Raw genomic sequence first — 11,143 nt, forward strand, 5'->3', positions numbered from 1 at the left:
ACGACAGGACGAGCGAAAAAAACCGGCGTGCACAGGAATACCGTCCCGTGGTGCGGGCACGCGAACCGTACCCCCACGGGAGTCCGGCAAGACCCGGCACCCCCACCCGGCGGCCGCCCGTTCCCCCTCTCCCGGATCGGCGGCCGCCGCTTCGTGTGCGAGGGAGCCGTCCGCGTCGCCCCCTCTGTGGGGCGGACCACACCTCACCCCGGACGTCCGTGATCCCGGATGCGCGATAGCCTGACCGCTGGATGGATCTCTTGGCATCAAGAGATCGATCAAACGTCCGGGGCAGGGACGCCCCACCGCCAGCTGTCATACGGAGAACGCCATGACCCGCACTCCCGTGAACGTCACCGTCACCGGCGCGGCCGGCCAGATCGGTTACGCCCTGCTCTTCCGCATCGCCTCCGGCCAGCTGCTCGGCGCGGACGTGCCGGTCAAGCTGCGCCTGCTGGAGATCACCCCGGCGCTGAAGGCCGCCGAGGGCACGGCCATGGAGCTGGACGACTGCGCGTTCCCGCTGCTCCAGGGCATCGACATCAGCGACGACCCGAACGTCGCCTTCGACGGCGCCAACGTCGCCCTCCTCGTGGGCGCCCGCCCCCGCACCAAGGGCATGGAGCGCGGTGACCTCCTCGAGGCCAACGGCGGCATCTTCAAGCCGCAGGGCAAGGCCATCAACGACCACGCCGCGGACGACATCAAGGTCCTCGTCGTCGGCAACCCGGCCAACACCAACGCCCTGATCGCCCAGGCCGCCGCGCCGGACGTACCGGCCGAGCGCTTCACCGCGATGACCCGCCTCGACCACAACCGCGCGCTGACCCAGCTCGCGAAGAAGACGGGCTCGACGGTCGCCGACATCAAGCGCCTGACCATCTGGGGCAACCACTCCGCCACCCAGTACCCGGACATCTTCCACGCCACGGTCGCCGGCAAGAACGCCGCCGAGGTCGTCAACGACGAGAAGTGGCTGGCCGAGGACTTCATCCCGACCGTCGCCAAGCGCGGTGCCGCGATCATCGAGGCCCGTGGCGCGTCCTCCGCGGCCTCCGCCGCCAACGCCGCCATCGACCACGTCCACTCCTGGGTCAACGGCACCCCCGAGGGCGACTGGGTCTCCATGGGCATCCCGTCCGACGGCTCCTACGGCGTCCCCGAGGGCCTGATCTCCTCCTTCCCGGTCACCACCAAGGACGGCAAGTACGAGATCGTCCAGGGCCTGGAGATCAACGAGTTCTCCCGCGCCCGGATCGACGCCTCCGTGAAGGAGCTCGAGGAGGAGCGCGAGGCGGTCCGCTCGCTCGGCCTCATCTGAGTCCTCCCCCTCCGGTCCCCGGGCGGCACCCGCCGCCCGGGGACCGGTGCGTTTCCGGCGCCTGCCGACCCCTACGGGCCGGCCACCACCTTCTCCGCCAGGTCGAGGAACGCGGTCAGCGTGGCCCCCCGCAGCCGGCTCAGCTCACGGAACCGCGGCGAGGCCAGCGCCTTGTCGAAGGGGACCGGCACCACCTGGTTGACGCTGACGCCGAGGTGCCCGGCGAGGGCGAGCGGCACCCGGCGGGCCGAGGGACCCTCCACCTCGGTGACCACGATGATCGCCTCGTCGGCGAGCCGCCAGCGCCGGGCGTCGCGCAGCCGCTGGAGCACCCGCCGGGCCGCGGCGAGGAACCAGTCGGCGGTGCCGCAGCACAGGATCAGCCGGTCGGTCAGGTCCAGGACGGTGTCGGCGGAGGCGTCGAGCCGCTGGGGCGCCCAGTCGGTGAGGACGAACGAGTAGTAGGGCTCGGTGCGGGCGAGGACGTGCTCGTAGGCCTGGGCGTGGACGAGGTTCGGGTTGGAGTGGCCCGAGGGGTGGGCGGCGACTTCGAGGCCGGAGGGCAGGCGGGTGGTGAGGGACCGGACCTCCGCGTAGGAGGGGTCGGCGGGGAGGCCCGCGAGATCCCGCACGGTGGCCGGGTTGCGGTGGGTGAGGAAGCGGTCGAGGCCGCCCTCGTGGGCCGCTCCGTCGAGGGCCAGGACGGGTTCGCCCCGGACGGCGGCGAGGAGCGTGCCGAGGACCATCGTCGTCGTGGCCCGGCCGCCGTAGTGGTAGGCGCCGACGAGGGTGAGGCGCTTGCCGTGGCGCAGCGGGGCGCGCAGCCGGGCCAGGCGGGCCTCCGCCTCGCGGCGGGCGCCGCCGAACCGGGGCAGCGGCAGGTCGCGGATGCCGGAGGGCGTGACGGCCGGCGGGAGGGCGAGCGGGACGCGTTCCGTGGGCCGCGCGGTGACCGAGGACGTCGGCGGTACGGTGCGTTCGACGCGGGACTGGGCTATGTAGCGGGCGAGCACGTCGGCGACGTCGCCCGCGCTGGGACGTGCGGCCGGGTCCGGGGCGAGGCAGCGCAGGACGAGCTGCCGCAGCCGGGTCCAGGTGTCGCCCTGCCAAAGGTGCATGCCCTCGGGGCGGCCCGGCATTTCCCAGCCCGCCTTGCTGCTGACCAGCTGGAGCAGTTCACCGAGCGCGCGCACGTTGTCCTCGGGTGTCGGCAGAGGCCCCGCCCCCGCGTACGACCCGTCCACGGCGCAGTCGGACAGGTCGGCCAGGACCACCGAGCGGCGCAGTACGACGATGTTCTCGGCGTTGAGGTCGGCGGGCACGAGCCCGTGCAGGTGGCACAGGGCGAGGGCGCTCGCGAGGTGCCAGCCGACGACCAGCGCGGTGATCTTGTCGAAGGGCGCGGCGCCCTCCGCGTGGGCGGTGTTGAAGATGTCCGCGAGCCGGGGCGGCCGGGGCTGTCCGCCGGGCGCGCCGACCGGGGCCGCCGCCAGCCAGGGCGGGTCGTCCCGGACCCCGGTGGCGAGCAGCGCGGACGCGTACTGCCCGCCGAGCCGGCGCAGCGCCTCGGCCTCGACGTCGATCAACAGGGCGTTGTCGGCGGGCAGATCGGGGCGCGGAGTCCGCACCAGGGCGAGGGAGCCCTGCTCGTCGACGCCGTCGTACTCCATCAGGCGGCGCAGGCGCCGACGGCGGCGCAGCCGGTACGGGCCCAGCCGCCGGGGGTCGCCGTCGGTGAGCGGGCCCCAGCCGTCCGAGGGCGCGAGGCCGTGGTCCCGGCCGCTCTCCAAGCCCTGGGTCTCCCGGTCGAAGGAGACCCCGAAGCGGGTGAGGAGCCTGCGCTCCACACTGGTGAACGGCCGACTCGAGCCGAAGAGCCGCGCCGGGCCGTCCGGGTGGGCCAGCCACGCCGGGAAGTCGGGGGAGCGGCCCGCGAGTTGCTCCAGCCGACGGCCGATCCGGCGACTGGTCCGCAGGAGTTCGGCCTGCGGGACCGCGTCCAGGAGCACCAGCCGGGACGCGTCCGAGAAGTCGAAGACCTGGTGCTTGGCGGGGAGTGGACCGGGCACCGGCGCGGGATGCGGCCGCATCAGGCCGCCGAGGAACACCTCCGCGAGATGGGAGGTCCGGGCCCGCCACGGGACCGCCGTCTGCACGAGCCGCATGACCGGCACGGTGAGCGGCGACACGGCCGCCAGATGGGCGGCGAGACGGTACGCCTCCGGGGTCGCCGCGTCCCGGAAGTGCTGGGCGTCGCCCGGCTCGCCGGCCGGGTCACCGGGCCCGTAGCGGCCGGGCCGGCCCAGCAGGGGCAGGGAGACGGTGGCACCGGGGGAGGCCAGGAGGTGGGCCCAGTCACGCAGGGAGGCGGGTGTCGGTTCCAGGACCGGGACCGGGACGCCGTCGAAGGCGGCGAGGTCGGCGGGCAGCACCGGGTCGGTGATGTCCCAGGAGGCGTTGGCGCCGCCGATGCGCCGGGTGGTGGCCTGCCAGCGTTCGGCGTGGATGCCGGAGCCCTCCCACAGGTCGGGCGGCAGGGTGTGCAGGACGGCGGTGGGCCCGCGCGAGGCCCACAGGGACAGCAGCCGGTGCAGGGCACCGCTGCGCCAGGCGGCTCCCATACCGTCGCTGACGACGAACACGAGGGTGTGCCCGGAGGGGTCGCTGACCGTGCTCAGCGGCACGGGCGTGCTGTCCTGCCGGAAGGGACGGGCGTGCAGCCGCGGTTCGTGCGCGTCGCGGGTGTCGAGGCCGAGGACACGGCTGGTGGCGAAGGCGCCCAGTCGCTCCAGGAGAGTGCGCAGTTCGGCGCCGAGGCGGTGCCACAGGAGCATCGACAGGCCGTCGTCGACGAGCAGCACCAGATGCAGCCAGCGCTCCTGCACCGGCCGTTGCACCACGTCGGGCAGCTGGGTCTCGGCGAGTTCGGCGGCGGTGCGCTCCTCGTCGATCTCCATGCGGTGCGGGCTGGCGCGGCGCCGCCTGAGCGGCCGCAGCGCCCGGCCGAGGACGAGCTCCCCCGCGAGGGCCTTGTCCTCGGGGATGCGGACCGGCATCGCCCGGCCCGGGTCGGGGGCCTGCCGCAGCCGGATGTCGGGCATCGAGGCCGCCGGTGTCTGCCGGGCCGCCGCGTACAGGGAGGGCGCGGTGAGGTCGGGCAGGTCGGGGTCGTCGGGTTCCGGCACGGGTGGTGACGGGTCGGCCGGGTCCGGCGCGGGCTCGGTCGGCTGCGCGGCCGCCGGCGGTTCCGCGAACCCGGCCCGGTTGAGCGGGGCGGCCGGTCCGGCGGGCAGCCGCCGGGCCAGCCACAGCACGTCGAGCACCTGGTCGGCATCCAGGTCCTGCCCGCACGCGCGCAGCACCCGCAGCGCCTCCGCGAGCCGCGCCCCACCGCCGCCCCGGCCCCCGGTTCCCGGCCCCCCGCGCCCGTTCATGGCCTCACATGGCCCCGGTGAGCTGGTGCAGTACGGCGTCCAGCAGACCCTCGGCGTCCAGGTCGACACCGCCGGTGCGCAGGAAAACGGCGTTCAGGAGCTGGTCGGTGGCGAGTTCGCCGGGGGCGCGGCGGCGCAGGAACGCGTCGATCAGGTCGTCGGCCTCGCGCAGTGCCTCCTCGCCGAGGTGGGCGCTGACGATGGCCCGCAGCCGTGCCTCGTCGGGGACGGGCAGGTCGAGGCGGACGCAGCGGCGCAGGAAGGCGGGCGGGAAGTCGCGCTCGCCGTTGCTGGTGATGACGACCACCGGGAACTCGGCGCACTGGACCCGCCCCTGGTGGACGGTCACGGCTCCCCGGTGGTCGGCGGTCTGCACGTCGACGTCGGCCATCTCCTCGGGCAGCCGGGTCAGTTCGGGGATGTCGAAGTAGCCCTCCTCGAAGACGGTCAGCAGGTCGTTGGGCAGGTCGACGTCGCCCTTGTCCATCTCGTCGATGAGCAGGGCGCGCGGGGTGGCGGACGGGACCAGTGCGGTGCCGAGCGGGCCGAGCCGGATGAACGTGCCGATGGACGGCTCGCCCTCGCCCCGGTCGCGGCTGAGGGTCGTCTCGCGCAGTCGGCCGATGGCGTCGTACTGGTAGAGCGCCTCGCGGACGGTGGAGCGGCTGTTGATGGACCAGCGCAGCAGCTCGCCCAGCCGCAGTTCGTGGGCGACGGCGCGGGCGAGGGAGGACTTGCCGGTGCCCGCCGGGCCGGTGACCAGCAGGGGGCGGCGCAGGTGGAGGGCGGCGTTGACGACGTCGGCGTGCTGCGGCTCGATCAGGTACGGCAGTTCGGGGCGGACGGCCGGAGTGGGGCTGAAGCGGCGCCACGGCGGGGCCGAGGGCAGGTCGACGGCGCGCGGGACGCCGTCGCCGCGGAAGAGGCGCCAGCCGGCCTCGGGTGCGGAGGTCATGCGCTCTCCTGGGGTTCGGTCAGGTGCAGCCGGGGCACCGTGCGATCGGCGTCCGCCCAGGCGAGGACCGGGCGGCCGGGGAACTCCGGAGCGCGTGTCCCCCTGGCGTTGGCCCGGTAGACGCGGACTCCGTCGGGCAGTTCACGGGTGGCGACCTGCGCCATGTGCTGGACCACGTGCGAGGACGTGGCCGTTGTGTCGCGTCCGCGGTCCCACACCACCACCGGTATGCCCACGGCGAGACAGATCTGAACGATGGCGTCGCGCGGGCCCGGGGGCACGTCGACGGAGACGCGGACCGTGTCGAGCCGGCCCATCAGCTCGTAGTACACCTGGTGCGGGTCCTGGGCCGGATCGGACACGATCAGCGTCTCCCCCGAGTCGAGCTGCCTCCACCGCTCACGCCAGTCGGGGAGAAAACGCTCGTGCCGGTGCAGGAGTTCCGGGCAGTGCACGACCAGCGGGAACTCGACGCCGAGAACACCGGGCACGACCTCGCCGGGGGCCTGCGCGGCCCACTCGTCGACGGGCAGATCGAGGTCGGCACGGTCCACCAGCACCTCCACCAGTGGCCGGCCGCCGTCCGACGCCGTGGGGGAGAGGGTCTCCAGGACCCGCAGGAGTTCGCGGGCCGCCTCCGACGCCGAGTAGGTGGCGGAACTGTCACTGGACACCTGGCGGGGCCCGGTGCCCTCGTCGCACCACACCCGCAGCCGGTGCCGCCCCCGCTCGGCGCGCGTCACCCGGGCCAGGACCCGCACCCGCCGGTCCCCGGCCCGCAGCAGCCGGGCCCAATCCTGCGCGTCGGAGCGCCGCTCACGCAGTGCCGCGAGGGGGATTCCGAGCCGCCCGGCCACACCGTCCGACCACAGCCGCAGGTCCGCCTGCCGGGGCACCGGGCACAGCGCGGCCACGTACTCGACGACCCGCAGCAGCACCGGCACCCGGGGCCCGCCGTCGTCGGAGTGGCCGTCGCCGGGCAGGGTCTCCAGTCGGTCGAGCAGGACGTCCAGGGTCTCCCCGTCGTACGGCGCCGCGACCCGCTTCGTGGCCTCGCGCACCGCCTCCGGCACCCGCGCGAGCACCGGCCGCTCGACCCGGCGCAGCAACTGGTGCAGCCGCCGGTGTTCGCGCGGCGACAGCAGCAGCGGCGTGTCGGACAGCCGTCCGGCGACCAGCACGCGGTCGGCGGCGCGAGGGTCCCCGGGCCGCAGGAGCTCGGAGAGGGCGGCCAGGGCACGCGGCTGGGCCAGCAGGAAGTCCGCGAACTCCTCCACCGTCGGCGGTGTCACCGGGCTGCCCGGCGCGACCCCGCACGCGTGGGCGAGCCGGCGGGCGGTGTCACCGAGGGTGTACGGCGACGGAAGGGCGTTGCGGATCGCCGACCCGAGCATGGCGTGGGCGGGATCGTCCGACTCCTCCGCTCCGGCCGTGTCCCCGGCATCCAGGGCGCCCACGGAGCGCAGCTCGGCCGCCACCCGCTGCCAGGGGATGCCCCAGCTGCGCCGGATCAGGTGCTGCGGATGGTGCGGCACCGGATCCCCGCCGGGCCCGCACTCCGGCATGAAGTGCGCCGCGACCAGCCCCACGACGGCCCCTTCTTCCTCCGACCACAGGGGACCACCGCTGTAGCCGGGGCCGACCGCCATTCCGGTGCTCTTGCCGTCGAGGTAGCCGATCGGCCCGTCCAGCGCGGCGACGTGGAGATCGGCGAAGGTCGCGCCGCGCCCGCTGCCGTGCCAGGCCCGCACCTTCTGCCCCGGCGCCATGGCCGTACGGCGATGCGGCGCGGGCACGCTGCCGGGCGGGGCGTCGACCCGCAGCACGGCGAGGTCGCCGAGCCATTCGTCGTCGCCGTCCCGTACCGGTCCGCCGTCACGCGCGCGGGGCGCGATCCAGTGCACGACGCGCGCGGGGAACCGCTCGCTCCGCCACGGCCCCTGCAGGTCGACCAGCACCTCGTCGAGCCGGGGCACCCGCGGCTCGAACATGGGTCTGCCCAGGGCGTCGTTGACGACGTGTGCGCACGTCAGCACGGTGTCGACGGCGAGGACGATCGCCCCGCCCGCCGTCCGGCCGTCGCCGGACCGGCGTACGGAGGCGACGCACGGCCCCGTCCCGTCGCCGTCGGGGGCCTCCACGGGCCTGAACCACCCCACGGTTCACTCCGCGCCGGACGCCGGTTTCCAACTGGCGGTCACGGTGAGGTGCGCCTGCCCGTTGCCGCCGACGATCCCCAGCCGGAGGTCCTGCCCGACCTGCACGCCGAACGTGACACTCAGCTCGTCCGGCGGGTCCGGCACGCCCCGCACGGAGTCGTGCACCTCCTGGAGCAGCGGCCCGAGCGGTCTGAGCGCCCCGCGCAGCGCCCCGGCCGCGAGACTGGCGACGGCTCCGCCGCCCGCCGCCACGGGGACGGCTCTGCCCATTCCCTCCGGGCGGTCGTCGTCCCGGGGCGCGGGGGCGCCCGCGCCGGGCGCGAGGAGGAACCTGACGGGCGTGCCGTCCTCTAACTCTGTGTTCATAGCGGTGGACACGACAGCATTCTGATCGACGTCACGGGGGCGAACCAGGCCTTCGCCGAAGAAGGTGACGTGTCCGGCGCCGGCGAGCCCCCGCCACGGGATCCGGGCACCGGGCGTCCGCCGTGGCGGAACGGCCCGTGTCACGCCACGGGCTCCCCCGGGAGCTCCGACGGGCCTGGCCGTGGGGCGCTGACGGGCGTGGCGGTGGGCCGCTGCCGGGCGTGGTCGTGGGCGTGCCGACCGCGTCTTCGACGGGCCTGGCCGTGGGCCCCTGACAGGCCCGAATGTGGGTCTTCGACGGGCCCGGCCGTGGGCCCCTGACAGGCCCGACCATGGGCCGTTACAGGCCCGACCGCGGCCGCTGCAGGCCCGGCCGTGGGCCTGCGGCGGCCCGGTCGTGGTGGGCCTCAGCCGCCCAGCAGCTTTTCTTCGATCTTCTCGATGTCCACCGTCTCGTCCGCCGACGGCGTCTGTGACGGAACCGGCTCGTCGTAGTCCGTGATGGTCAGCCTCCTGTCGGTGCCGTCCACCCTCTGCGCGGCACCGACGAGGCGGTGCGGGGAGTCCGAGGTGACGTACAGCGTCGTCGGCCTGCCGTCCTCCTCGCCTTTCAGCGGGATCACCTCCGTGCCGTCGAGCGTCGTCTCCTCGCCCTTGGTCATGGACGCGCCGTCGGACGACAGACCGGACGAGTCCAGTTCCTCCTGAACAGAGTCCAGGTCGCACATGCCGGCCGTGTCCTCGAGCGCGGCGTCCCGGGTGGAGGCGTGGACATAGCGGTTCTTCACGAGTTCGGCCACCTCCTCGCCCTGGCCGCCGGGGAGGTGCGACGTCCAGAACGCGGTGTCCGGCTTCACCCACACCTCTTCGCCGCGCTTGACGATCTGGAGGCTGCCGCCGTTCGAGCCCATCTCCACCGTGCCGACGCAGTTGCCGTCCCGGTCGAGGAACAGGTCCATCCCCGTCGGCTCGGTCCTGCTGCCGGTCGCGTCCGCGCCGCGGTCCGCCACCCTCAGCCGGGCGGACTCCGCGTCGGCCAGGCTGTCCCCGGCCCGCTCCGCCAGCTCCCGGGCGGTCAGATCGTCGGCGTCGCTCGCCGCCGCCGGGGCGGGGCAGAGGAGAAGCGCGGCGCTCGCCGTCGCGCAGATCAGCGTCTTCCCGGGCATGACGTCACCTCCGGAGGTGAGGATCATTCCTCAGCCTACGAATCGCCCCATGTGTCCGCATGCTCAGTGACGCGGGGCACTTTCGGCCACCGATTGCGCATGCAATCGAGGTCCGGGGGCAGGTGCTCACGATCCCGATGAGTGACACCCGTGTGACACAGGGGCACTGAACAGGAACGGAAGGCAAAGCCCGATCATGGCGGACACAGCAGAACTCCAGGCGCGGAAGACCATCCACGCGGACGGGGAATGGCGCGAAGCCGTCTCCGGCGCCACGCGCGAGATCCTCGACCCCGCGGACGCCGTGCCGTTCGCCGTGGTCGCCGAGGGTGACGAGAAGGACACCGATCTGGCGGTCGCGGCGGCCCGCCGGGCCTTCGACCACGGCCCGTGGCCCCACACCCCGGCCGCCGACCGGGCGGCCCTGCTGCGCCGCGTCGCCGACCTCCTCACCCGTGACCGCGAGCGGCTCGGGCTGCTGGAGAGCCGGGACGCGGGCAAGACCGTCGAGGAGGGCCGCGTCGACATCGACTGTGTCGCCGACGCCTTCCGCTACTTCGCCGACCTCGTCGCCGCGGAGGCCCCCGGCCGGGTCGTCGACGCGGGCTCGCCCGACGTCCACAGCGTCGTCGTGCACGAGCCGGTGGGTGTCTGCGCGCTGATCACACCCTGGAACTACCCCCTGCTCCAGGCCAGTTGGAAGATCGCGCCGGCCCTCGCGGCAGGCAACACCTTCGTCGTCAAGCCGAGCGAGATCACCCCCCTGACCACGATCGCGCTCATCGACCTGCTGGCCGAGGCCGGGCTGCCCGCCGGGGTGGCCAACATCGTCACCGGCCCGGGGCACTCGGTCGGAGCCCGCCTCGCCGAGCACCCCGACGTCGACCTCGTCTCCTTCACCGGCGGCCTGGTCAGCGGCACCAAGGTCGCCCAGGCGGCCGCCCCCACCGTCAAGAAGGTCGCCCTCGAACTCGGCGGCAAGAACCCCAACGTCGTCTTCGCCGACGCCTGTGCCACGGAGGAGGGCTTCGACACCGCCGTCGACCAGGCCCTCAACGCGGCCTTCATCCACAGCGGCCAGGTCTGCTCGGCGGGCGCCCGTCTGATCGTCGAGGAGTCCGTGCGGGATCGTTTCGTCGCCGAACTCGCCCGCCGGGCGGGCCGTATCCGCCTCGGCCGCGGCACCGAGGACGGCGTCGAGTGCGGCCCGCTCGTCTCCGAGCAGCAGCGCGCCAAGGTCGAGGCGTACGTCGAGTCCGCCCTCGAGGAGGGCGCGGTCCTGCGCTCCGGCGGCAGGCGCCCCGAACCCTCCGCGCAGCGGCCCGCCACCGGCTACTTCTACGAGCCGACCGTCCTCGACCACTGCCACCGCGAGATGAGGGTCGTACGGGAAGAGGTGTTCGGACCGGTCCTCACCGTCGAGACCTTCCGCACCGAGGACGAGGCGGTGGCACTCGCCAACGACACCGAGTACGGCCTCGCGGGCGCCGTCTGGACCGCCGACGCGGGCCGCGCCCGCCGGGTCGCCGGCCGCCTGCGCCACGGCACCGTCTGGATCAACGACTTCCACCCCTACCTGCCGCAGGCGGAGTGGGGTGGCTTCGGCAAGAGCGGAGTGGGCCGCGAACTGGGCCCCGCCGGACTCGCCGAGTACCGCGAGACCAAGCACGTCTACCAGAACCTCGCCCCCCAGCCGGTCCGCTGGTTCGCCGGCTGATTCCCCTCGTCCCCCCTCACCTCAT

Annotated in this window: 7 protein-coding genes; 2 read left to right on the forward strand and 5 right to left on the reverse strand. The window is 74.2% G+C overall.

Going from position 1 to position 11,143, the window contains the following annotated elements:
* Positions 1–331: 331 nt before the first annotated feature.
* Positions 332–1,321: a malate dehydrogenase gene (locus ACIBBD_RS33975; RefSeq protein WP_399423427.1), complete on the forward strand. Its 990-nt coding sequence runs from the start codon at positions 332–334 to the stop codon at positions 1,319–1,321.
* Between the two features lie 71 nt (positions 1,322–1,392).
* Here the strand turns inward: ACIBBD_RS33975 and ACIBBD_RS33980 are convergent, their stop codons facing one another.
* The 5 genes from ACIBBD_RS33980 to ACIBBD_RS34000 form a co-directional block, all read right to left on the reverse strand.
* The gene (locus tag ACIBBD_RS33980; RefSeq protein WP_399423428.1) at positions 1,393–4,755 is read right to left on the reverse strand and encodes an SAV_2336 N-terminal domain-related protein; all 3,363 of its coding nucleotides are present in this window, start codon (positions 4,753–4,755) and stop codon (positions 1,393–1,395) included.
* 4 nt (positions 4,756–4,759) lie between these two features.
* Positions 4,760–5,710 carry an AAA family ATPase gene (locus ACIBBD_RS33985; protein ID WP_399423429.1) on the reverse strand — a complete coding sequence of 317 codons (951 nt, stop codon included), beginning with the start codon at positions 5,708–5,710 and terminating at the stop codon, positions 4,760–4,762.
* Entirely contained in the window at positions 5,707–7,869 is a 2,163-nt protein-coding gene (locus tag ACIBBD_RS33990; RefSeq protein WP_399423430.1) for a trypsin-like peptidase domain-containing protein, read from the reverse strand. Before ACIBBD_RS33990 ends, ACIBBD_RS33985 begins: the two co-directional genes overlap by 4 nt.
* Before the next feature lie 3 nt (positions 7,870–7,872).
* Entirely contained in the window at positions 7,873–8,235 is a 363-nt protein-coding gene (locus ACIBBD_RS33995) for a CU044_2847 family protein (RefSeq protein WP_399423431.1), read from the reverse strand.
* A gap of 407 nt (positions 8,236–8,642) precedes the next feature.
* A complete protein-coding gene (locus ACIBBD_RS34000) occupies positions 8,643–9,401 on the reverse strand; it encodes a hypothetical protein (RefSeq protein WP_399423432.1) in 759 nt (252 codons plus the stop codon).
* 196 nt (positions 9,402–9,597) lie between these two features.
* On the opposite strand from ACIBBD_RS34000, the gene ACIBBD_RS34005 reads away from it, so the two are divergent.
* The gene (locus ACIBBD_RS34005) at positions 9,598–11,118 is read left to right on the forward strand and encodes an aldehyde dehydrogenase family protein (RefSeq protein WP_399423433.1); all 1,521 of its coding nucleotides are present in this window, start codon (positions 9,598–9,600) and stop codon (positions 11,116–11,118) included.
* Positions 11,119–11,143 lie beyond the last annotated feature (25 nt).

The sequence above is a fragment of the Streptomyces sp. NPDC051315 genome, from assembly GCF_044455165.1.
Taxonomy (GTDB): domain Bacteria; phylum Actinomycetota; class Actinomycetes; order Streptomycetales; family Streptomycetaceae; genus Streptomyces.